Below are 20,320 nucleotides of genomic sequence, written 5' to 3' on the forward strand. Positions count from 1 at the left end.
GTGTCCGGGGCGTCGTTCAGCTGTTTCAGCGGCGAGTGGAGGCGTCCGGCGCCGGGCGCCTCACAGGGCTCCCCGGCGCCACTCCCGTATCAGCAGATATCCGAGGTACAAGCCCCCGATGGCCATCGTGTAGATGCCGACGGGCAGGTTGTCGAAGAGTGGCAATTGCTGGGCGCAGAGATCCGCGAGCACCAGCAGCAACGAGCCGGTCAGCGCCGACAGAGCCAGATGCGGGCCGGATACCCGGGTGATCCGCTTGGCGATCTGCGGAGCCGTGAGCGAGATGAACGCAATGGGTCCGGCGACGCTGACGGCACCGGCGGAGAGCACGATCGCGAGGACCACCGCGAGGGTCTTCGTGTTGCGAGGCTCCGATCCGAGCGCGCCCGCGATGTCGTCGCCCATCTCCCCGATGTCCAGCCGCCGCGCGATCAGTGCCGTGAGCGGGGCGACGACCAGCAGCACCAGCCAGATCGTGGTGGCGTCGTCCCAGGACCGTGCCGACAGGCTGCCGTTGACATAGGCGGTGAGTACGGCGGCCCGGTCCCGCTCCATGGCGTAGACGACGTACTGGGTGATCGCGGTGCCGATCGCGGCGACGCCGATGCCCGCGATGACGAGCCGGGCCGGGTTGCGGAATCCGGTCCCGGTCGACACATGGACAAGCGCCATGGCCAGCACGGCGCCGAGCAGCGCTCCGAGCGCCACCGGCACGGTGTCCGGGAACAGCAGCGCGGTGATCGCCGCGCCCGCCCCGGCGCCGGACGCCAGCCCGATCACATCGGGGCTGCCGAGCGGATTGCGGGTGACGGACTGGAACAGCGCCCCGGAGAGCCCGAGCGCACCGCCGGTACCCACGGCGACCACCAGCCGCGGCCCTCGCAGCCGCTCCATGACGAACGTGTTCTTGCCCTCGGCCCCGCCGGTCACCGCCCCGGCGAGTTCGGAGAGCGGAATGCCCAGCCGCCCGAGCGACAGCGTGGCGACGGCACCCGCCACCAGCAGCAGGAACAGGGCGAGCGCCGTCAGCACGGACACCCGCCGGACCGGCAGGGCCACCCGCCCGCCGGCCGTGAGGACCTTCCTCGGTGAGGCGGTGCGGATTCCGGCCTGATGCGATGTCATGAGTTGCCCCTCATCCTGCGTACGGCAATGAGCAGAGCGGGTGCCCCGATGAACGCGGTCACGACACCGACCATCAGCTCCTGCGGGCGCATCACCACCCGCCCCACGACATCCGCCAGGAGCAGCAGCGCCGGGCCGACCAGCGCCGAGTAGAGGATCTGCACCCGGAAGTCGACCCCGACGAGCGCCCGCACCACATGCGGAACGGCCAGTCCGACGAAGGCGATCGGGCCGACCGCCGCCGTGGCCGCCGCGCTCAGCAGCGTGGCCGAGAGCAGCCCGCCCGCCCGCACCAGCGCCGGACGGGCCCCCAGGGACGCCGCGGTCGAGTCACCGAGGGCGAGCGTGTTGAGGCCGGGGCCGAGCACCGCGGCCAGCACCAGGCCGGCCATGGCGAACGGCAGGACCGACCAGAAGACGTCGAAGTCCCGTCCGCCGAGCGCGCCGACGACCCAGTACCGGTAGCTGTCGAACACCTTCGGGCGGCTCAGGGTCACCGCCTGGATGAATGCCATCAGCACGGCGGAGAGCACCGCACCGGCGAGCACCAGCCGCACCAGCCCGCTGCCCGAACCCGCCGAGCCGATTGCATGGACGAGCAGACCGGCGATCAGGGCACCGGGCAGCGCCCACCACATGGTCTCCGTGCTGCCCGTCGCTCCGAGGAACGCCGTCGCGGCGACGATGCTCGCGGAGGCGCCCGCGTTGATCCCGAGAAGGCCGGGATCGGCCAGCGGATTGCGGGTCACGCCCTGCATGAGGGTGCCCGCGACGGCCAGGCAGAGACCGGCGAGCACACCGAGCGCGGTGCGCGGACAGCGGCTCTCGACGATGGTGGTGACATTCGGATCGGCGGTGCCGGACAGCACGTGCAGCACATCGCCGAACGAGGTGGTCCGGCTGCCGAACATGATGCTCGCGAACACGGCGAGTACGAGAACGACGAGTGCGATGACGAGGGAGGACACCCGCCGAGCGGTGCCGGCCCGTGAGGTGCCGGCACCGCTCGGCGGTGCGTGCGTGGTGGTGGCCATGTGGGTGGTGGCCGGCCTCAGCCGTTGTCGGCGGCCTTGATGGCCTTGTCGATCAGCGGAAGGTAGCGGTCGATCGCCCACGGCACGGTGAGCGGGTTGATGATGGAGGAGGCCGTGACGAAGGAGTTGTCGTTGCTGTACACCATGGCGCCGCTCTTGACCGCGGGCATCGCCGCGTACAGCGGCTGGGCCTCGATCTCCTTGCGGGACTTGTCATCCATGTAGAAGGTGAAGAGCAGATCGCTGTTCTTCAGCTTCTCGGCGTTCTCCAGGCCGATGAGCGCCGAGTCGGTGCCCTTGGTCTCCTTGAAGGAGTTCACCACCGGGTCGACGGTGAGACCGAGCGAGGTGAGCATCTTGACGCGCTGCTCCTCGGGCTTGAACACGCCGAGGGTGCCGGGGCCGGTGTTGTAGATGTACGAGAACTTGTACTTCTTGTAGTCCGGCCGGGTCGCCGCCGCGTCGGACAGCTGCTTCTCGATCTTCGAGACGAGGCCCTTCGCCTCGTCCGTCTGTCCCAGCGCCTTGCCGATGATGTCGATCTGCTGGTCCCAGTCCGTGCTCCACGCCAGATCGGGGTAGGCGACGGTGGGGGCGATGTCCTTGAGGATGTCGTAATCCTTCTGCGTGATCCCGGACCACGGTGCCAGGATGACATCCGGCTCCAGCTCGGTGATGGCCTCGAAGTCGATGTCCTCACCGCCCGTGAACTGGGTCGGCAGCTTGTCGCCGGACTTCTTCACCGCCTCGTGGATCCAGGGCAGATAGCCCGTCTTGTCGCTTCCCCACTCGTACTTCTCGATGCCCACCGGGGTGTGGCCGAGCGCGATGGCGGTCTCGGCCGAGCCCTGGCCGAGGGTGACGACCCGTTCGGGCTGCTCCTTGATCTCCGCGGTGCCGAGCGCGCTCCTGATGGAGATGGGGAAGGCTCCGCCGCTCTTCCCGGATGCGCCGGAGGTCTCCTTGCCGCCGTCGCTCGACGAGCAGCCGCCGAGGGCGAGAACGAGGGCTGCGGCGGCGGCAGTTGCGGCGAGCGTCCGGCGACGCGCACGGGTGAACCGGGACATGGATGTTCCTCATGTTTGGCGGATGGAGCGACAGGACCCTGCAGCTGGGGGAGGGCACGCCGAAGATCGTCGTACGGAATACGACGGGCGGCCCCCATGCAGATCGCAAGGAGTTAGGCAAGCCTAAGCTAAGTCATTGTGCGGCGACAACCGGCCCCTGGGAATCGCTTTCGACCACCTGTCGCGCCGGTCCGGTGCCGGTTTCGAGTTCGCGGCCCGGCGGCTTCTTTGGTCCAGACCTATTGACGGAAGGTTCGGGCCTCCCTAGCGTGTGGCGAGCCGTGAAATGCGAGAGCGCATTGTGTCAGTTGTCAGGGGCATGCCATTCACGCGCCGACTCGCCCTGCGCCGGGCCGCCTCGGGCATCCGCACCGCCCCGGTGGCGCCCGGCCGCGACAGGAAGGGAAGTGAGCATGTTCGGTCCGACATCGCGCCTGCTGGGGGTCGGCCTCGCGGCGGCATGTGTCGTACAGATGCTGGTGGGCGCAACGCCGAGCGCCGCGCAGGACGAGACCTGCGCGGTCAAGTCGAAGCCCGCCGGAAAGGTGCTCCAGGGGTACTGGGAGAACTGGGACGGCGCGTCGAACGGTGTGCACCCGCCGCTCGGCTGGATCCCGGTCACCGACAGCCGCATCGCGCAGCACGGCTACAACGTGATCAACGCGGCCTTCCCGGTCATCCTCTCGGACGGCACCGTCCTGTGGGAGGACGGGATGGACTCGACCGTGAAGGTCCCGACCCCGGCCGAGATGTGCCAGGCGAAGGGGGCCGGGCTCACCACCCTGATGTCCATCGGGGGCGCGGCCGCCGGTATCGACCTCAGCTCCGGCGCGGTCGCCGACCGGTTCGTCGAGACGGTGGTGCCGATTCTCAAGAAGTACAACTTCGACGGCATCGACATCGACATCGAGACCGGTCTGACCGGCAGCGGGAACATCAACCAGCTGTCGGCCTCGCAGTCCAACCTCATCCGCATCATCGACGGCGTACTCGCGCAGATGCCGTCCAACTTCGGACTGACGATGGCGCCGGAGACCGCCTACGTCACCGGCGGGAGCATCACCTACGGTTCGATCTGGGGCGCGTACCTGCCCATTGTGAAGAAGTACGCGGACAACGGGCGTCTGTGGTGGCTGAACATGCAGTACTACAACGGCAGCATGTACGGGTGCGCCGGCGACTCGTACTCCGCGGGCACGGTCGAGGGATTCACCGCTCAGACGGACTGTCTGGACAAGGGGCTCGTCGTCCAGGGCACCACGATCAAGGTGCCGTACGACAAGCAGGTTCCGGGACTGCCGGCCCAGCCGGGCGCGGGTGGCGGTCACATGTCGACGGGTCAGGTGTCGCAGGCCTGGAACCACTACGGCAACGCGCTCAAGGGCCTGATGACCTGGTCGCTCAACTGGGACGGCTCGAAGGGGTGGACCTTCGGGGACAACGTCAAGGCGCTGCAGGGTCGCTGAGGCGCCGGGGGACCGAGGACCGGGCAGCTCCGCAGAGGTGGACGGAGCTGCCCTTCCGGCCGGCCGCGACGGCGGCCGGCCGGTCGGTACGCCGTACGGTCAGGAACGGGGCTCGGAGGCGTCCAGCATGCCCTCGCGCTCCACGACCTTGATCCGCTCGCGACCCTGCTCCGCGCCCAGGGCCTTCTCGTGCGCGTCCAGGCGGTACCAGCCCTCGCGGGTGGTGTAGCGGACGCCGCGCTCCTCCAGGAAGGCGGTGACGGCCTCCGGCTCGGGCCGGACCGGGGCGGGCAGCCGGCCCTCGGCCCGGTCCTCCAGCAGGCAGGCCACGGTCTCGTTGGCGTCGCCCTTGGTGTGGCCGATCAGGCCGACCGGACCGCGCTTGATCCAGCCCGTGACGTACACCGAGGGCATGTGCTCCCCGCCGTCGACGACGCGTCCCGCGGCGTGCGGGACCGTGCCGGAGACCACGTCGAACGGGAGCTTCGGGAGCTCCTGCGAGTAGTAGCCGACCGCGCGGTAGACGCTCCGCACGTCCCAGTCGGTGAAGTTTCCGGTGCCCTTGACATTGCCGGTGCCGTCCAGCTCGGTCCGCTCGGTGCGCAGGCCGACGACCCGGCCGTCCTCGCCGAGGATCTCCACCGGGGACTCGAAGAAGTGCAGGAACAGCTTGTGCGGCCGGTCGCCGACATCGCGGATGGCCCAGTTCTCCAGCGTGGAGGCGACCATGTTGGCCTGCTTGTTGCCGCGCCGGGTCTCGATCGAACCCGCGTCGTACTCGATGTCCTCGGGGTTGACGATGACCTCGATGTTCGGCGAGTGGTCCAGCTCCCGCAGCTCCATCGGGCTGAACTTGGCCTGCGCGGGACCGCGGCGCCCGAAGACGTGCACCTCCAGGGCCTTGTTGGCCTTGAGGCCCTCGTAGACGTTGGCGGGGATCTCGGTCGGCAGCAGCTCGTCCGCCGTCTTGGCGAGGATGCGCGCCACGTCCAGGGCCACATTGCCTACGCCGAGCACGGCGACCTTCTCCGCCTCCAGCGGCCAGGTGCGGGCCACATCGGGGTGGCCGTCGTACCAGGAGACGAAGTCCGCGGCACCGTGGGAGCCGTCGAGCTCGCTGCCGGGGATGTCGAGCGCGCGGTCCGCGTCGGCGCCGGTGGAGAAGATCACGGCGTCGTAGAAGGACCGCAGATCGTCCAGGTCGATGTCGTTGGGGTAGTCGACGTTGCCGAACAGTCGCAGCTGCGGCTTGTCGAGAACCTGGTGGAGTGCCTGGACGATGCCCTTGATCCGCGGGTGGTCCGGGGCCACTCCGTAACGGATGAGGCCGAAGGGGGCGGGCATCCGCTCGAACAGGTCGATCGAAACACCCGGTTCCAGGGCGGCCTCGGATTTCAGCAGCGCGTCCGCTGCGTAGATGCCGGCGGGGCCGGCTCCGACTATGGCGACGCGGACGGGGCGGGTCATCAGGTGTTGGTCCTTAGAACGGGCTGATGCGGGCAGTGCAGCTCAGGGTAAAGGTAAGGCTGGGCTTACCGTGCTCCATGGGACACGGTATCCGTTGCCGGATCGTGGCCTCGGGGCGGTTCGCCCTACGAGACGTCCGGCCCCGTCGTCCGGCGCCCGCAAGGGTGCGAAGTGCACTCGGGTGGCGAGAGGGAGGATTCGCCCGACCGCGCGAGGTTCGCTCGAAGAATCGGACAAATGATGGCAGAGTGACCCGCATGGATGATCGGGTAGCGGGTGCCCTGTCACTCCCGGACGACTGGCCCGCCCACCCGGATCTCAGCCTCGCCCTGAACCGTATGGGCAGCTTCGACTGGGATCTCGACAGTGGCCTCATGCACATGGACCGGCCCGCGCTCGACGTGTTCGACCTGCGGGCGGACGAGTACGACGACCGGCCGGAGTCGCTCGGGCGGCGGGTGCCGCCGGACGAGGGCGTACGGCTCGACGCCATGGTCGCGGAGGCGCTCAAGAGCGGGCAGAGCAATTACGGGGCGTACTTCAGGATCAGGCGGCGCGACGGCGGCCTCCGCTGGACCCACACCCAGGGCTTCATCCGGCGGGACGGGACCGGCCGCCCACACCGCATCATCGGCATCGTCCGCGACGCGACCCAGGAACTGGCCGACTCCACCGCCCGCCGCGAGCTGGACGACGAGCGCCGCCGCCGCACCAGCCTGGTGGACGGCACCACGGCCGCACTGGCCCACGCCCGCACCGTCGGGGACGTCATCGAGGTGCTGAAGAACTCCCAGGGCCTGGCACATCTCGGGGCGACCAGCCTGGTCATGGGGCTGATAGAGGCCGGACGCATCCATCTGGTGGCCGACGGCCCGGAGGACTCGTTCGTGCCCGGCACCCGGTACACCCGGACGGACGAGCAGTACCCGATGAGTGAGGTCGTACGCACGCTCACGCCCCGCTTCATCGAGTCCGCCACGGACTTCGCCACCTCGTACCCGATCCTGTGGCCCCACATCAGCCACCTCGGCATCACGTCGGCCGCCTATCTGCCGCTGATCGCCCAGGCCCGGCCCATCGGCGCGCTCGGCCTGCTCTACAGCGACAAGGACGGCTTCACCGGCGACGAGCGCAATCTGCTGGTCGCGCTCGGCAGCTCCATCGCGCAGAGCCTGCAGCGGGCCATGCTCTACGAGCAGGAGCACGACCTCGCCGAGGGCCTCCAGCAGGCCATGCTGCCGCGCAGGATCCCGGACGTGCCGGGGGCGCAGATCGCCGTCAGGTACCGCTCGGCCCGGCTGGGCCGGGACATCGGGGGCGACTGGTACGACGTCATTCCGCTGCCCGGCGGCCGGGTCGGGGCCGTCATCGGGGACGTACAGGGCCATGACACCCACGCCGCGGCCGTCATGGGGCAGCTGCGCATCGTCCTGCGGGCCTACGCGGCCGAGGGGCACAGCCCCGCCACGGTGATGGCGCGGGCCTCCGTCTTCCTGCACGAACTGGACACGGACCGCTTCGCGACCTGCACCTACGCCGAGGTCGATCTGACGACCGGCGTGGTGCAGCTGGTCCGGGCCGGCCATGTCGATCCGCTGGTGCGGGAGAGCGACGGCAACTGCCGCAGGCTGCCCGCGGAGGGCGGGCTGCCGCTGGGGCTCTCGGCCGAGTTCGGGCGGCTCGAATACCCGGTCAGCACCGTCGAGCTGGACCCCGGCCAGACCCTGGTGCTGTTCACCGACGGTCTCGTGGAGCTGCCGGGCGCCGATCTCGACGAGGGCATACAGCTGCTGACGGCCATGGTGCGCAGCGGTCCGCAGGACCTCCAGCGGCTGGCCGACCGGCTCTGCGAGGAGGTCGACGAGCGCGGCGGCGAGGACGATGTCGCGGTCCTGCTGCTGCGCCGCAAGGCGGCTCACGCACCCCAGCCGGGCGGTCGGCTCCAGCAGCACGTCGCACAGAGCGACCCGGAGGCGCTCAGCTCCGCGCGCCACATGATCCGGGCGGCGGTGCGGGCCTGGGGTGCCAAGGTACGGGCCGACGAGGTCGAGCTGGCCGCCGACGAACTGATCACCAACGCGCTCATGCACACCGACGGCGGGGCCATTGTCACCATCCGGGTGCTCACCGGACCCGAGCGGCGCCTGCGGGTCGATGTCGAGGACCGCTCCAGCGCGCTGCCCAGGCGCCGGGACGCGGGGGAGGCCGGAGTGTCCGGGCGAGGGTTGATGCTGGTGGACCGGCTGGCGGACCTGTGGGGCGTGGAATCCCGGGGCAGTGGCAAGTGCGTGTGGTGCGAATTCGTCATCCCGGCACACGAGTGACAGAAACTTGCTTACCTACCCGACAGTAACAGAACGTAACATGTCTGTACTTGACCGTAACCGACCGCGAGCGATTGACTGCGACTCCGTCAGTCTTTGTCTTCGATGACATGAGGACCCGTTGGGAACTGAGCTGCTGGCACCCCTCGATCTCGCCTTCTGGCATCTCGAATCCGATGCCCACCCGATGCATCTCGGCGCGCTCGCCGTCTTCTCCCCGGCCCCCGGCCCGACGCGCGGCGCCGACGCGGGGACCGTGCTCGAACTGCTGGGAACCCGTGCCGCCGCCATTCCCCGGCTGCGGATGCGGGTCAGGGACGTACTGCTGCCCGTCGGCGGTGCGGCCTGGTTCGTGGACAAGGACTTCGACGTCCACCGGCACATCCGGCGGGTGCGGCTGACCGGGGCGGAGTCGCGGGACCAGGACGGCGGATTCATGGCGGGCGCCACCCGGCTCGCCGGTGAACTGATGGAACGGCCCCTCGAACGGGGGTTGCCGCCCTGGCAGATGTACGTCATCGGCGGCGCCGACGGCGGTCCGTTCGCGGTGCTCGTCAAACTCCACCACGCGCTGGCCGACGGGATGCGCGCGGTCGCCATCGGCGCCGGGATCTTCGACGAGATCGCCGCCGTCGGCCGCGCCCGCAGCGGTGTGCCGGTCCGCCGGGCGCGCGCCGTCCCGCCCCGCTCATGGATGCCGGGCCCGCGCCAGGTGGCGGGCCTCGCGCTCGGCCGGATCGAGGATCTCGGGCGGGCGTTCGGCGTCGGCGCCTCCATGGTGCGGGCCAGCCGCCTCGATCCGCGCGGCGCGCCCGCACTCACCGCGAGCTCCAGCGGCACCCGGCGGCTGGCCACCGCGGACCTCGACCTCGAAGCCGTCCGGCGGATCCGCCGCGCCGCGGGCGGCACGACCAACGACGTCCTGCTCGCGATCGTCGCCGGAGCGCTGCGCCGCTGGATGCGGGAGCGGGGCGAAGCGCTGCCCACCGAGGACCCGCGCGCCCTGGTTCCGGTCTCCCGCCGCAGGCCCGGCCAGGCCGGGGGGACCGGGAACAGGCTCTCCGCCTATCTGCTCGGGCTCCCGGTCGGCGAACCCGATCCATGGAAGCGGCTGGGCGCCGTCCGGACCGCCATGGACCGCAACAAGACCGCGGGCCCCTTCCGCGGCGCCGGCGCGGTCGCCGTGCTCGCCGATCAACTGCCCTCGCTGGCCCACCGCTTCGGCGCACCGATCGCCGGGAACGCGGCCAGGATGCTCTTCGACGTCCTGGTCACCAGCGTGCCCCTGCCGCGCTCGGCGCTCTCGCTCGGCGGCTGCCCGCTGCGGGCGGTCTACCCGATGGCGCCGCTGGCCCGCGGCCAGGCGCTCGCCGTCGCGCTGTCCACGTACGGCGGCCGGGTGCAGGTCGGGCTGGTGGCCGACGGCAAGGCGCTGCCCGATCTGGAACGGCTGGCGCGCTGCGCCGACGAAGAGGTGGCGGAGCTGCTCGCACTGCTGCCGGCGCACTGAGCGGCCGACGCCCCGACCGGTCATAGATCGGACAGATTTCCGGGAAAGCGTCATAGTTGTTGACGCCTGAGGTGTTGACGCGCCCAAGTGATCCGATGAATATTCGCTGTGTGCAGGAAGCGATCATCGGGGAGGGCGGCGGAAGCATGCGGCGAAACAGGCTGGGAAGCAGCGCGGTCGAGGTCACCGAGCTGTCCTTCGGGGCGGCCGCCATCGGCAATCTCTTCACCGCCGTCGAACCGGCGCGGGCCGCCGCCGCCGTGGACGCCGCCTGGGGCGAGGGCGTCCGCTACTTCGACACCGCGCCGCACTACGGACTCGGCCTCTCCGAACGGCGGCTGGGCGAGGCCCTGCGCGGCCGGCCCCGCCACTCGTACACGCTGTCCACGAAGGTGGGGCGGGTGCTCGACCCGCTGCCCGCCGGCTCCGGGGCCGGCCCCGACGGACTCTCCGAGGGCTTCGCCGTACCCGCCACCCACCGCCGACGCTGGGACTTCAGCGCCGACGGCGTACGCCGCAGCATCGAGGACAGCCTGGAACGGCTCGGTCTCGACCGCATCGACATCGCCTATCTGCACGACCCGGACGACCACGCGGAGACCGCGTTCCACGAGGCCTACCCGGAGCTGGAGAAGCTGCGCGCGCAGGGCGTCGTCGGAGCCATCGGCGCCGGGATGAACCAGACCGCGATGCTGACCCGGTTCCTGCGCGACACCGATGTCGACGTGGTGCTCTGCGCCGGGCGCTACACCCTCCTCGACCAGTCCGCACTGACCGAACTGCTGCCCGAGGCGGCTGCCCGAGGCCGCAGCGTGGTCGTCGGAGGGGTCTTCAACTCCGGGCTGCTCGCCGACCCGCGCCCCGGTGCCACGTACGACTACACGGCCGCGCCCCTCTCCCTCCTGGACCGGGCCCTGCGGATCAAGGCCGTCACGGAGGGCCACGGCGTGCCGCTGCGGGCCGCCGCCCTCCACTACCCGCTCGCCCACCCGGCCGTCGCCGGAGTGCTCGTGGGCACCCGCTCCCCGGACGAGGTGCGCGACGCCGCCGCACTGCTCCGCCGCGAGATCCCGGACGAGCTCTGGGACGAGCTGCGCGCCGAGGGCCTGCTGACCGAGAACGGACACTGACATGAGAATCGCCCTGCACACCAAGGTCCGCGCCGACCGCATCGAGGAGTACGAGGCCGCACACCGCGAAGTCCCGGCGGAGCTCACCGCCGCGATCCGCGCTGCGGGCGCCACGTCCTGGACGATCTGGCGCAGCGGCACCGACCTCTTCCACGTCATCGACTGCGAGGACTACGCCGCACTCCTCGCCGAGCTGGAGCAGCTTCCCGTCAACGTCGCCTGGCAGGCCAGGATGGACGAATTGCTCGACGTGGCGCACGACTACTCGGCCGATGGCGCCGAGGCCGGGCTCCCGGTCGCCTGGGAGCTGTGACATGACCGGTCAGGAACGGATCGTCGACGCCCACCACCACGTGTGGGACCTGTCGGTGCGCGACCAGGACTGGATCACCGGCGACGAACTCGCCCCGCTCCGGCGCGACTTCACCCTGTCCGACCTGGAGTCCGAGGCGCGCGCCGTCGGGGTGGACGCCACCGTCCTCGTCCAGACCGTCACCGTCGCGGAGGAAACCCCCGAGTTCCTGGCCCTCGCCCGGGACAGCGACCTCGTCGCGGGTGTCGTCGGCTGGTGCGACCTCACGGCTCCCGATGTCGCCGACACGCTGGCCGCGCTGCGTGGACTCCCCGGCGGCGACCGGCTCGTCGGCATCCGCCACCAGGTCCAGGGCGAACCCGACCCCGCCTGGCTGCTGCGCCCCGATGTCCGGCGCGGACTGCGCGCCGTCGCCGACGCCGGGCTCGTCTACGACCTCGTCGTCCAGGCCCGCCAACTGCCCGCCACCGTCCAGGCCGCGGCACTCCTGCCCGAGCTGACCTTCGTGCTCGACCACGCCGGCAAGCCACCCGTCGCCGCCGGTGGACTGCGCCCCTGGGCCGACGACGTCAGGGCCCTGGCCGCCCGCCCCAACACCGTCTGCAAGCTCTCCGGCCTGGTCACCGAGGCCGATGTGCGCTCCTGGACCGTGCGCGACCTGCGCCCGTACGCCGACACCGTCCTCGACGCCTTCGGCCCCGACCGGCTGATGTTCGGCTCGGACTGGCCCGTGTGCCGGCTCGCGGCGACGTACGAAGAGGTCGTCGACGCGGCACGCAGCCTCACCGACGCTCTCACCGCGGACGAGCGCGCCCGCGTCCTCGCCACCACGGCCGAGCGGGTCTACTGTCTCTGACAGGCGTCCCGCCGGGCCTTTTGGCAGTCTGGAACCATGCCCGAACTGCCGGAAGTCGAAGCCCTGCGGGTCTTCCTCGACGACCACCTGGTCGGCAAGGAGATCGACCGCGTCCTGCCGCTCAACGTCAGCGTCCTCAAGACGTACGACCCACCGCCGACCGCCCTGCACGGCGCCACGGTCACCGGCATCGCCCGGCACGGCAAGTTCCTGGACATCGGGGCCGGCCCGCTGCACCTGATCACCCATCTCGCCCGAGCCGGCTGGCTGCGCTGGAAGGACGAATTCCCCGTCGTGCCGCCGCGCCCAGGCAAGGGGCCCCTGGCGCTGCGTACCGTGCTCACCGGCGGCGACGGCTTCGACCTCACCGAAGCGGGCACCACCAAACGCCTCGCCGTGTACCTGGTGCACGACCCGGCCGAGGTGCCGGGCATCGCCCGCCTGGGCCCCGACCCCCTCGACGACTCCTTCGACCGCGACGCGTTCGCCGCGCTGCTCGCCGGGGAGCGCCGCCGGATCAAGGGCGCCCTGCGCGACCAGTCCCTGATCGCCGGCATCGGCAACGCCTACAGCGACGAGATCCTGCACGTCGCGAAGCTGTCGCCGTATCTGCTCACCGCGAACCTCACCGACGACCAGATCACCCGGCTCCACACGGCGATGCGCACCACGCTGCACGACGCGGTCGCACGCTCCAGGGGACTCGCGGCCGGAAGGCTCAAGGCCGAGAAGAAGAGCGGGATGCGGGTCCACGGACGCACCGGCGAGGCATGCCCCGTCTGCGGGGACACCATCCGCGAGGTGTCGTTCAGCGACTCCTCGCTCCAGTACTGCCCGACCTGCCAGACCGGCGGCAGGCCGCTGGCCGACCGCCGCCTCTCCCGGCTGCTCAAATGACCCGCCGGGGTGCGCCGGCCGGCCGGTACGCGAAGGAGCGGTGCATCACCCGGCCCCGCACCCCCGTGCGCGCTCTACACTCCGGCCCATGCTGCGCGTACTCGCCGTCGACGACGAAGAACCCGCCCTGGAGGAACTCCTCTACCTCCTGCGCGCCGATCCCCGGATCCGCAGCGCCGAAGGGGCCACCGGGGCCACCGAGGCGCTGCGCCGCATCGGCGGCGCGGTCGACGCGGGCCCGGACGACCCGGCCGCCATCGACGTCGTGTTCCTGGACATCCACATGGCGGGCCTCACCGGTCTCGACGTGGCCCAGCTGCTGGCCGGCTTCGCCGCGCCGCCGCTCATCGTCTTCGTCACCGCGCACGAGGGCTTCGCCGTCCAGGCCTTCGACCTGAAGGCCGTCGACTACGTCCTCAAACCGGTACGCCGCGAGCGCCTGGCCGAAGCGGTGCGCCGCGTCGCCGAACAGGTCGGCGACCGCTCCGCACCCGTGCTCGACACCGCGGGCGACCAGATCCCGGTGGAGCTCGGCGGAGTCATCCGGTTCATCCCGATCGACGACATCGCCTACGCCGAGGCCCAGGGCGACTACGCCCGGCTGCACACCGCCACCGGCAGCCACCTCGTCCGCGTCCCCCTCACCACCCTGGAGGAGCGCTGGCGCACCCGCGGCTTCGTACGCATCCACCGACGCCACCTCGTCGCCCTGGGCCGGATCGACGAACTCCGCCTCGACGCGGGCAGCATGAGCGTCCGCATCGGCACCGCGGAGCTCGCCGTGAGCCGCCGCCACACCCGCGCGCTGCGTGATCTGCTGATGCGCCAGACCGGCCGCTGACCAGCGCCTACCAGGCTCCGGCCTTCCCACTGCGGTCCGGGGCTGCGTACACTCCGGGCCCATGTCCGCAGAGCCAACGCCCCGGCGCGAAGTGGTGACGGGGGAGCCCCGGCGGGTGCGCCCGCTGCCGCGCTACCGCACCCAGTCGGAGATCGACGAGCAGACCGCACTCGGCGGCGCGTACGTCCGTTCCCTGATGCGCAGCCAACTGCGGGCCGGACTCACCGCGTTCACCGTCCTCGCCGTGGTCGTCGGGACGCTGCCGCTGGTCTTCGAGGCCCTGCACAGCGCCGCCCTCGTCTGGGCGGTCCTCGGATTCGCCGCCTACCCGCCGCTCACTCTGATCGCCTGGTGGTACGTGCGACGGGCCGAGCGCAACGAACGCGACTTCGCCCGGCTCGTGGAAGGCCGCCCCGCGCAGTGAGCCGTACGTACGCGGTGGCGGCGGTCGCCGCCGTCGTTCTCGCCACCGTCCTCGTCGGCGGTTTCGGACTGCGCATCTCCCGCACCACCTCCGACTTCTACGTCGCCTCGCGCACCGTACGGCCCCGGCTCAACGCCGCGGCCATCAGCGGCGAATACCTCTCCGCCGCCTCCTTCCTCGGCATCGCGGGTCTGGTGCTCGTGCACGGCCCGGACATGCTCTGGTACCCGGTCGGCTACACCGCGGGTTATCTCGTGCTGCTGGTCTTCGTCGCCGCACCGCTGCGCCGCTCGGGGGCGTATACGCTGCCCGACTTCGCCGAGGGGCGGCTGGAATCACGACAGGCGCGCAGACTGGTCAGCGTCTTCGTGGTCGCGGCGGGCTGGCTGTATCTCGTACCGCAGCTCCAGGGCGCGGGGCTGACGCTCAAGATCCTCACCGGGGCGCCCGGCTGGCTCGGCGACGTACTCGTGGCGTCCGTCGTCGTCATCGCCGTCGCCGCGGGCGGCATGCGCTCCATCACCTTCGTGCAGGTCTTCCAGTACTGGCTGAAGCTGACCGCGCTCCTGGTCCCCATGATCTTCCTGGTGCTCGCCTGGCAGGGCGACGGGCGGCCCCGGGTCACCTTCGACGAGCAGCTCTCCGTCTTCCGCGCCGACCATCCGCTGTACGCCACCTACGGGCTGATCGTCGCGACCTTCCTCGGCACCATGGGCCTGCCGCACGTCGTCGTCCGCTTCTACACCAGCCCCAACGGCCGTGACGCCCGCCGCACCACGGTCGCCGTCCTCGCCCTCATCGGCGTCTTCTACCTGCTGCCACCGGTCTACGGCGCACTGGGCAGGCTGTACGCCCCCGAGCTGATCCACGGCGGGGACGCGGACGCCGCCGTGCTGCTGCTGCCCGGCCGGGTCATCGGCGGGCTCGGCGGGGATCTGCTCGGCGCTCTCATCGCGGGCGGCGCCTTCGCCGCGTTCCTGTCGACCGCCTCCGGGCTCACCATGGCCGTCGCCGGAGTCATCACCCAGGACGTGCTCCCCTCGCGCGGGGTCCGGCACTTCCGGCTGGCGACCGTCCTTGCCATGTGCGTACCGCTGGCCGGTTCGCTGATGGTCAGCCGGGTACCGGTGGCCGACTCCGTGGGGATGGCGTTCGCCGTCTCCGCGTCCTCCTTCTGCCCGCTGCTGGTCCTCGGCATCTGGTGGCGGCGGCTCACCCCGCCCGGCGCCATCGCCGGACTGCTGCTCGGCGGCGGCTCCGCGTTCCTGTCCGTCGCCATCACGGTCAGCGGCGCGGTATGCCCGCCGGGCTGGCCGCACGCCCTGCTCGCCTGGCCCGCCGTCTGGTCGGTGCCGGTCGGCTTCCTCGCGATGATCCTGGTGTCCCTCGCCACCCCCGGCCGGATACCCGCCGGCACCAACGCCGCCATGACCCGCTTCCACCTGCCGGAAGCGCTGTGAGGGCCAGGCGGCGGGCCCTCCCGACCTCGCCGGGGAGAGACCGATGACCGGAGCCGGATACGCGATGGTCGTCCTGCTCGCCCTCCTGCTGCTCGGCGCGGGCTTCCTGCTCGGCCGCCGCACCGCCCGCCCCGTCCGCCCCAGCGACGTCGGGACCCCCGTCGAGCACGCCACCTTCGAGACGCTGCACACCGCCTCGCTCGCCGCGCCCCCGCTGCGCGCCGGGCTCACCGAGGAGAGCGCCCGCAGAGCCGCCCGCAGGCTGCGCTCCCTGCTCGGCACCGACGCGCTCTGCCTCACCGACCGCGACCGGGTGCTCGTCTGGGACGGCGCGGGCGAACACCACGGCCACCACGTCATGGACCAGGTGCAAGGCCTCCTCGCCAGCGGCCGGGACACCGCCTTCCGCAGCGACTGCGACGACCTCGACTGCCCGCTGCGCTGGGCCGTCGCCGTGCCGCTCACCGTCGACAACCGGGTACTGGGCACCCTGATCGCCTACGCACCACGGGAGTCCGCGGTGCTGGCGAGAGCCGCCGGAGAGGTGGCCCGCTGGGTCTGCGTACAGCTGGAACTCGCCGAGCTCGACCGCTCCCGCACCCAGCTCATCGAGGCCGAGATCAGAGCGCTGCGGGCCCAGATCTCCCCGCACTTCATCTTCAACTCACTGGCCGCCATAGCCTCGTTCGTCCGCACCGACCCGGAACGGGCCCGCGAACTCCTCCTGGAATTCGCCGACTTCACCCGCTACTCGTTCCGCAGCCACGGCGACTTCACCACCCTCGCCGACGAACTCCACTCCATCGACCAGTACCTGGCTCTCGTACGGGCCCGCTTCGGCGAGCGGCTCGCGGTCACCCTCCAGATCGCCCCCGAGGTACTGCCCGTCGCCCTGCCGTTCCTCTGCCTCCAGCCACTGGTCGAGAACGCCGTCAAGCACGGCCTCGAAGGAGCCGTGCCCGCTCCCCGGGACGCCGCCTCCGTCCGGATGGGGGAGAGCCCGACCCGCATCACCATCAGCGCCTTCGACGCAGGCTCCGAGGCCGAGGTCGTCATCGAGGACGACGGCACCGGAATGGACCCGGAACGCCTGCGCCACATCCTGCGCGGCGAGGGCGGCCACTCCACCGGAATCGGACTGCTCAACGTCGACGAACGGCTGCGCCAGGTGTACGGGGACGACTACGGACTCGTCATCGAGACGGGCATCGGCGCCGGGATGAAGATCACGGTGCGGCTGCCGAAGTACCGTGCCGGGGTGCACGGTTCCTGACCGGCGGGCCGGGCACCGCTCAGTGGAGATGGATCGCCAGATGCCCGAGCGGCAGCCCCAGCTGCCAGGCCGGCGTCCACACCTGGGCCGCCTCCTCCGCGTCCGGCTCGTCGCCCACCGGTTCCCGGGACGGCGCACCGATCGCGTCGAGGTCGGCCGCGAGCAGATCGGTCTCCTCCAGCCAGCGCCAGGCCGCACGGGCCAGCGCCAGATCGGGATCCGCGCCGGCCGTACCGGACACCGGGGCCGCGCCGAGCGCGTCGAGCCGCTCACGGACCCAGCCGCACCACGCCGCCCCGTACGCCGTCAGCAGGCGCAGCTCGTCCAGCCGGGCCGCGGGCAGTGCGTCGGGCACCGCGCCGTCGGAGAGGAATACGGTGAGCGCGAGGGCATCGCGCCCCGCGCGGTACTCCAGTGTGGACGGCTCCATCAGATCGCCGGTCCGCAGCATTTCATCGGCGATGTACTCCGCGTACATCCAGGCCATCGGGACCAGCAGCCCGCCCCCACTGGTTCCATCCTGACGCTCCGGGCGCATCCCGTCTCGCCTCTTTCTCTCTTCGGCACCGCACTTCACGGAGCATTGAACCGGGCGAGTGCGCCCCGCGTGGCCAGAAGGACAGGATCCGTCAGGACCGGATCTGTCAGGACCGGATCCGTTCACGACACGAGGATGCGATGACCGCCGATCCCGGGGAGGGCCCGCACGCGCGGGATGTGCTCGGCGCCTACGTACTCGATGCGCTCACGGCCTCGGAGACCCGCGCGGTCTCCCGTCATCTCCAGTCCTGCGACCGCTGCGCCGCCGACTACGTGGAGGTCGCGGAGGCCGTCTCGCTGCTCGCCCTGCTGCGCGAGGAGAACCTGCTGGAGTAGCCGGGCAGGTTGCGGGAGAGCTGGCGCAGCGCGTAGTAGGACCGGGACTTGACCGTGCCCGCCGGGATGCCGAGCACCCGGGCCGTCTCGTCCACGGTGAGTCCACGGAAGTACATCTGGACGAGGACCGCGCGGTGCTCCGGACCGAGGGTGCGCACCGCATCGCGCACATCGAGGGCCGAGACCGTGGCTTCGGCGGTGTCCTGACCGGCCGCGGTGGTCTCCAGCACGGCGTCGCAGACCTCGGTCGGCCGGGCCTGCCTGGACCGGCGCGCATCGATCGCGAGCCGCCGCGCGACCGTGAAGAGCCACGGCCGCATCGAGTCGTACGGGGCGTCGAAGGCCTCCGGATGCTGCCAGGCCCGGACCAGCGTCTCCTGGAGCAGGTCCTCGGCCCGCTGCCGGTCGCCGAAGGTCAGACCGAGCAGGAAATGGAAGAGGGCGGGCCCGTGCTCCCGCTGGAGATCCGTGAGGGCCCGCTCATCGGTCGTCGTGGTGGTCATCGTGAATGCCCTTTTCGCCGAGGTCCCTGCCGCTTCACTGCCGACTGGCGTATACGAACGCATCGGGGCGCCGAGGAACAGGCGGCGGGCGGCTCCGTGCGACGAGCGGTCGCACAGTGCGGCGAATGGTGCGGTGAACGGTCGGGCGGCGGCCGGCGCGGGGTGCGCACGGGTGCCGGGCAGCCGCGGCACGGTCATCCGGTCAGCCCGTCTCCGTACCCGTTCCCGGAGTCCTCGCCATCTCCGACTTCCGGTACGAGTAGCCGAAGTAGATGACCAGTCCGATCAGGAACCAGACCACGAACCGCACCCAGGTCTGCCACTGCAGGAAGGTGATCAGCCAGATCGAGAACACCACGCCGAGGGCCGGGACGAACGGCATGCCGGGGGTGCGGAAGGTGCGCGGCAGATCCGGCTGCTTGTAACGCAGCACGATCACCGCGATGCACACCACGACGAACGCCAGCAGAATGCCGATGTTCGTCAGCTCGGCGGCCTCGCCGATCGGCAGGAACCCGGCGATCAAGGCCGAGGCGGCACCGACGATCCAGGTCACCCGGGTCGGCACGTGGCGGGTCGGGTGGGTCTTGGCGAACCACTTCGGCAGCAGTCCGTCACGGCTCATCGAGAACCACACCCGGGTCACCCCGAGCATGAAGGTGAACATCACCGTGAGGATGCCGATGATCGCGCCCACCGCGATCACATCGGCGAGCCGGTCGAGCCCCACCGACTTGAAGGCCGTCGAGAATCCGGACTCCGGATCGATGTCCTTGTAGCTCTGCATCCCCGTCAGCACCAGACACGCCGCCACATAGAGCACCATGGAGATCCCGAGGGAGCACAGGATCGCCTTCGGCATGTGGCGCTGGGCGTCCTTGGACTCCTCGGCGGCCGTCGACATGGCGTCGTACCCGAACACCGCGAAGAACACCGTGGCCGCACCGGTGAAGGCCCCGCTCACCCCGAACGGGAAGAACGGCTTGTAGTTGGCGGTGTTGATGTGGAACACGCCGACGCCGATGACCAGCAGGACGACCAGGACCTTCAGGACGACCACGATCGTCTCGAAGCGGGCCGCGTTCTTGATCCCGAGGGTCAGCAGGTACGCGACGAGCAGACAGAGCAGCGCGGCGAACAGGTCCACCCGGTGGCCGTCGCCGGTGCCGGGCGCGCCCAGCATCCACTTCGGTACTTCGAGCCCCATCTCCCCGAGCAGGAAGCTGAAGTAGCCGGAGATGCCGATCGCGACCACCGCCACGATCGCCGTGTACTCCAGCAGCAGGTCCCAGCCGATGAACCAGCCCACCAGCTCGCCGAGCACCGCGTAGCCGTAGGTGTACGCGGAGCCGGCCTTCGGGATCAGGCCCGCGAACTCCGCGTAGCTGAAGGCGGCCGCCGCGCTCGCCACTCCCGCGATCAGGAACGAGAGCAGCACCGCGGGACCGGCGGTGCCGTTCGCCACCGTGCCGGCGAGGGTGAAGATGCCCGCGCCGATGATGCCGCCCACACCGATGGCGGTGAGCTGCCACAGTCCGAGCGTTCTGGTGAGCTGAGTGGCGACTTCCCCCGCGGGACCCTTCTCGTCGATGTGCTCGATCGGCTTGCGGCGCAGTACGCCCTCGCCCACTCGGAGCCTTGCCATGAGTCACCTCTCCGCTGCCGGCTGTCCCTGACGGGCGCTCATGATGGCCCAGGCGGAGCCGGTGCGGAAGACGGCGTGCCGTCCGACGGAGCGGAGGATTCCGCGGTGC

At 70.9% G+C, this 20,320-nt stretch carries 19 protein-coding genes; 12 read left to right on the plus strand and 7 right to left on the minus strand.

Annotated features, from left to right (window positions below; genetic code table 11):
- Nucleotides 1–60 precede the first annotated feature (60 nt).
- From OG611_RS36330 to OG611_RS36340, 3 genes are read right to left on the minus strand one after another with little or no spacing between them, the layout of a single operon-like run.
- Complete coding sequence (locus OG611_RS36330) at nucleotides 61–1,125, minus strand: iron chelate uptake ABC transporter family permease subunit (protein WP_266430149.1); 1,065 nt, start codon at nucleotides 1,123–1,125, stop codon at nucleotides 61–63.
- Nucleotides 1,122–2,159, minus strand: coding sequence for an iron ABC transporter permease (locus tag OG611_RS36335; protein WP_266430151.1), 1,038 nt, complete (start codon nucleotides 2,157–2,159; stop codon nucleotides 1,122–1,124). The genes OG611_RS36330 and OG611_RS36335 overlap by 4 nt, the downstream gene beginning before the upstream one ends.
- 17 nt (nucleotides 2,160–2,176) lie before the next feature.
- Complete coding sequence (locus tag OG611_RS36340) at nucleotides 2,177–3,226, minus strand: iron-siderophore ABC transporter substrate-binding protein (RefSeq protein WP_266430152.1); 1,050 nt, start codon at nucleotides 3,224–3,226, stop codon at nucleotides 2,177–2,179.
- Between the two features lie 413 nt (nucleotides 3,227–3,639).
- Here OG611_RS36340 and OG611_RS36345 point away from each other — a divergent pair, with 413 nt between their 5' ends.
- A complete protein-coding gene (locus tag OG611_RS36345; protein WP_266430155.1) occupies nucleotides 3,640–4,692 on the plus strand; it encodes a chitinase in 1,053 nt (350 codons plus the stop codon).
- A 99-nt stretch (nucleotides 4,693–4,791) separates the two neighbouring features.
- Here the strand turns inward: OG611_RS36345 and OG611_RS36350 are convergent, their stop codons facing one another.
- Entirely contained in the window at nucleotides 4,792–6,159 is a 1,368-nt protein-coding gene (locus OG611_RS36350; RefSeq protein WP_266430157.1) for an FAD-dependent oxidoreductase, read from the minus strand.
- Nucleotides 6,160–6,416: 257 nt separating this feature from the next.
- Here OG611_RS36350 and OG611_RS36355 point away from each other — a divergent pair, with 257 nt between their 5' ends.
- The 10 genes from OG611_RS36355 (at nucleotide 6,417) to OG611_RS36400 (ending at nucleotide 17,187) form a co-directional block, all read left to right on the plus strand.
- Nucleotides 6,417–8,483 carry a SpoIIE family protein phosphatase gene (locus OG611_RS36355; protein ID WP_266430158.1) on the plus strand — a complete coding sequence of 689 codons (2,067 nt, stop codon included), beginning with the start codon at nucleotides 6,417–6,419 and terminating at the stop codon, nucleotides 8,481–8,483.
- A gap of 121 nt (nucleotides 8,484–8,604) precedes the next feature.
- Entirely contained in the window at nucleotides 8,605–9,993 is a 1,389-nt protein-coding gene (locus OG611_RS36360; protein ID WP_266430160.1) for a wax ester/triacylglycerol synthase family O-acyltransferase, read from the plus strand.
- 146 nt (nucleotides 9,994–10,139) lie between these two features.
- A complete protein-coding gene (locus OG611_RS36365; RefSeq protein ID WP_266430162.1) occupies nucleotides 10,140–11,123 on the plus strand; it encodes an aldo/keto reductase in 984 nt (327 codons plus the stop codon).
- A 1-nt stretch (nucleotide 11,124) separates the two neighbouring features.
- Nucleotides 11,125–11,436 (plus strand): L-rhamnose mutarotase, encoded by a 312-nt coding sequence (locus tag OG611_RS36370; protein WP_093546627.1) that lies wholly within the window; start codon nucleotides 11,125–11,127, stop codon nucleotides 11,434–11,436.
- 1 nt (nucleotide 11,437) lies between these two features.
- The gene (locus tag OG611_RS36375; RefSeq protein ID WP_266430165.1) at nucleotides 11,438–12,292 is read left to right on the plus strand and encodes an amidohydrolase; all 855 of its coding nucleotides are present in this window, start codon (nucleotides 11,438–11,440) and stop codon (nucleotides 12,290–12,292) included.
- A 36-nt stretch (nucleotides 12,293–12,328) separates the two neighbouring features.
- The gene (locus OG611_RS36380) at nucleotides 12,329–13,189 is read left to right on the plus strand and encodes an Fpg/Nei family DNA glycosylase (RefSeq protein WP_266430168.1); all 861 of its coding nucleotides are present in this window, start codon (nucleotides 12,329–12,331) and stop codon (nucleotides 13,187–13,189) included.
- A gap of 88 nt (nucleotides 13,190–13,277) precedes the next feature.
- Entirely contained in the window at nucleotides 13,278–14,030 is a 753-nt protein-coding gene (locus OG611_RS36385) for a LytTR family DNA-binding domain-containing protein (RefSeq protein WP_266430171.1), read from the plus strand.
- A gap of 61 nt (nucleotides 14,031–14,091) precedes the next feature.
- Nucleotides 14,092–14,454, plus strand: a complete 363-nt coding sequence (locus OG611_RS36390; RefSeq protein ID WP_266430174.1) for a hypothetical protein — start codon at nucleotides 14,092–14,094, stop codon at nucleotides 14,452–14,454.
- Complete coding sequence (locus tag OG611_RS36395; RefSeq protein WP_266430177.1) at nucleotides 14,451–15,914, plus strand: cation acetate symporter; 1,464 nt, start codon at nucleotides 14,451–14,453, stop codon at nucleotides 15,912–15,914. Before OG611_RS36390 ends, OG611_RS36395 begins: the two co-directional genes overlap by 4 nt.
- A gap of 43 nt (nucleotides 15,915–15,957) precedes the next feature.
- Nucleotides 15,958–17,187, plus strand: a complete 1,230-nt coding sequence (locus OG611_RS36400) for a sensor histidine kinase (protein ID WP_266430180.1) — start codon at nucleotides 15,958–15,960, stop codon at nucleotides 17,185–17,187.
- Nucleotides 17,188–17,206: 19 nt separating this feature from the next.
- On the opposite strand, the gene OG611_RS36405 is transcribed toward OG611_RS36400, so the two are convergent.
- Nucleotides 17,207–17,725, minus strand: coding sequence for a hypothetical protein (locus tag OG611_RS36405; protein ID WP_266430182.1), 519 nt, complete (start codon nucleotides 17,723–17,725; stop codon nucleotides 17,207–17,209).
- A 140-nt stretch (nucleotides 17,726–17,865) separates the two neighbouring features.
- Between OG611_RS36405 and OG611_RS36410 the strand changes: the two genes are divergently transcribed.
- Nucleotides 17,866–18,063, plus strand: coding sequence for a zf-HC2 domain-containing protein (locus tag OG611_RS36410; RefSeq protein ID WP_266430185.1), 198 nt, complete (start codon nucleotides 17,866–17,868; stop codon nucleotides 18,061–18,063).
- Here the strand turns inward: OG611_RS36410 and OG611_RS36415 are convergent.
- On the minus strand, nucleotides 17,997–18,566 hold the full coding sequence (locus OG611_RS36415) for a sigma-70 family RNA polymerase sigma factor (protein WP_266430188.1): 570 nt from the start codon (nucleotides 18,564–18,566) through the stop codon (nucleotides 17,997–17,999). The genes OG611_RS36410 and OG611_RS36415 overlap by 67 nt on opposite strands.
- A gap of 202 nt (nucleotides 18,567–18,768) precedes the next feature.
- Nucleotides 18,769–20,211 carry an amino acid permease gene (locus OG611_RS36420; RefSeq protein WP_266430191.1) on the minus strand — a complete coding sequence of 481 codons (1,443 nt, stop codon included), beginning with the start codon at nucleotides 20,209–20,211 and terminating at the stop codon, nucleotides 18,769–18,771.
- Between the last annotated feature and the right edge of the window lie 109 nt (nucleotides 20,212–20,320).

Origin of the sequence: Streptomyces sp. NBC_01363, from assembly GCF_026340595.1 — a bacterium.
Classification (GTDB): Bacteria; Actinomycetota; Actinomycetes; order Streptomycetales; family Streptomycetaceae; genus Streptomyces.

What these genes read in the sequence shown, in the direction of transcription:
- OG611_RS36330 (WP_266430149.1), bottom strand. Translation starts at nt 1,125, where the DNA reads ATGACATCGCATCAGGCCGGAATCCGCACCGCCTCACCGAGGAAGGTC.
- OG611_RS36335 (WP_266430151.1), bottom strand. Translation starts at nt 2,159, where the DNA reads ATGGCCACCACCACGCACGCACCGCCGAGCGGTGCCGGCACCTCACGG.
- OG611_RS36340 (WP_266430152.1), bottom strand. Translation starts at nt 3,226, where the DNA reads ATGTCCCGGTTCACCCGTGCGCGTCGCCGGACGCTCGCCGCAACTGCC.
- OG611_RS36345 (WP_266430155.1), top strand. Translation starts at nt 3,640, where the DNA reads ATGTTCGGTCCGACATCGCGCCTGCTGGGGGTCGGCCTCGCGGCGGCA.
- OG611_RS36350 (WP_266430157.1), bottom strand. Translation starts at nt 6,159, where the DNA reads ATGACCCGCCCCGTCCGCGTCGCCATAGTCGGAGCCGGCCCCGCCGGC.
- OG611_RS36355 (WP_266430158.1), top strand. Translation starts at nt 6,417, where the DNA reads ATGGATGATCGGGTAGCGGGTGCCCTGTCACTCCCGGACGACTGGCCC.
- OG611_RS36365 (WP_266430162.1), top strand. Translation starts at nt 10,140, where the DNA reads ATGCGGCGAAACAGGCTGGGAAGCAGCGCGGTCGAGGTCACCGAGCTG.
- OG611_RS36370 (WP_093546627.1), top strand. Translation starts at nt 11,125, where the DNA reads ATGAGAATCGCCCTGCACACCAAGGTCCGCGCCGACCGCATCGAGGAG.
- OG611_RS36375 (WP_266430165.1), top strand. Translation starts at nt 11,438, where the DNA reads ATGACCGGTCAGGAACGGATCGTCGACGCCCACCACCACGTGTGGGAC.
- OG611_RS36380 (WP_266430168.1), top strand. Translation starts at nt 12,329, where the DNA reads ATGCCCGAACTGCCGGAAGTCGAAGCCCTGCGGGTCTTCCTCGACGAC.
- OG611_RS36385 (WP_266430171.1), top strand. Translation starts at nt 13,278, where the DNA reads ATGCTGCGCGTACTCGCCGTCGACGACGAAGAACCCGCCCTGGAGGAA.
- OG611_RS36390 (WP_266430174.1), top strand. Translation starts at nt 14,092, where the DNA reads ATGTCCGCAGAGCCAACGCCCCGGCGCGAAGTGGTGACGGGGGAGCCC.
- OG611_RS36400 (WP_266430180.1), top strand. Translation starts at nt 15,958, where the DNA reads ATGACCGGAGCCGGATACGCGATGGTCGTCCTGCTCGCCCTCCTGCTG.
- OG611_RS36405 (WP_266430182.1), bottom strand. Translation starts at nt 17,725, where the DNA reads ATGCGCCCGGAGCGTCAGGATGGAACCAGTGGGGGCGGGCTGCTGGTC.
- OG611_RS36410 (WP_266430185.1), top strand. Translation starts at nt 17,866, where the DNA reads ATGACCGCCGATCCCGGGGAGGGCCCGCACGCGCGGGATGTGCTCGGC.
- OG611_RS36415 (WP_266430188.1), bottom strand. Translation starts at nt 18,566, where the DNA reads ATGACCACCACGACGACCGATGAGCGGGCCCTCACGGATCTCCAGCGG.
- OG611_RS36420 (WP_266430191.1), bottom strand. Translation starts at nt 20,211, where the DNA reads ATGGCAAGGCTCCGAGTGGGCGAGGGCGTACTGCGCCGCAAGCCGATC.